Origin of the sequence: Cellulomonas septica, assembly GCF_012396155.1 — a bacterium.
GTDB lineage: Bacteria > Actinomycetota > Actinomycetes > Actinomycetales > Cellulomonadaceae > Cellulomonas > Cellulomonas septica.
The window spans coordinates 1-1033 of the sequence record NZ_JAAXOY010000880.1 but is presented as its reverse complement, the minus strand read 5'-3'; the positions used below and the strand labels follow the sequence as shown (position 1 = coordinate 1033).

Here is a 1033-nt window from a genome sequence, read left to right as displayed (position 1 = left end):
CCTCGGCGGCGACGCGCTCGCACCAGTCGGCGACGTCGGTGACGACCGGCCACGCGTCGGGCCCGCTCCCCCGCCACGTGCGGTGCTCGGCGGCGATCGACGCGGGGTCGGGCGCGGTGCGCACGGCCTCGAGGACGCGCATGAACGCGCCGGTGTCGGCGACGGAGCAGCGCAGCGGCACGTCGTCGGACCGGCGGGCGTCGAGCAGCTGCGTGAGGAGGTCGACGCGCCCGGTGGTGATGCGACGCGTGCCGCGCGGCGAGCGGACCTCGATCGTGTCCTGCTCGTAGAGGAGCGTGAGCGAGCCCTGCGTCCCGGTGACGAGCACGCGCGCGGGCGTCCGCTCCGGTGCGCACACGGTGAGCCCGGCGGCGACGCGCTGGCCGGTGCGGGTGGTCACGACGACGGACGACGTGTCGTCGGCCTCGATGTCGTGCGCGTGGAAGAGGTCGACCTCGACGTCGGCGACGTCCTCGACGGTCCGGGCCCCGGCGACCAGCAGCGCGGTCGCGACCGCGTGCGCGAGCGGGTTGGTGACGACCCCGTCGACGACCTCGACGCCGTCGAGCGTGCGCCGCCCGGCCCACGCGGCCCGCTGGTAGTAGGCCACCGTGCGGACCCAGGTGCCGACGGCCCCGACGGACACGACGTCGCCGAGCTCGCCGGACGCGACGATCCGCACGACCTCGTCGACGGCGCCCGACCCGAACGTCTGGAACCCGACCTGGCAGCGCCGGCCGGTCTCGGCGACGACGTCGAGCAGCGCGGCGTGCTCGGCGAGCGACGCGGTCGTGGGCTTCTCGAGCAGTACGTCGCACCCGGCGCGCAGCGCGGCCGACGCGAGCGGCAGGTGCGTGGGGATGGGGGTGGACAGCACGACCACGTCGGGCCGCTGGACCTCGAGCAGCGCGTCGAGCGACGGGAACCACGGGGTGCCGGGCGGCACGTCGGCGACGCCGTCGACGGGTCGCGGGTCGACGACGCCCGACAGCACGGCCCGCCGGTCGGCGGCGAGCGCGGCGACGCGCCGGAC

Annotated in this window: 1 protein-coding gene; it reads right to left on the bottom strand. The window is 76.8% G+C overall.

Annotated elements, in window-relative coordinates:
* The coding region (locus HGA02_RS19990) for a Gfo/Idh/MocA family protein (RefSeq protein ID WP_168681177.1) at positions 1–1033 on the bottom strand (1033 nt) is incomplete at both ends.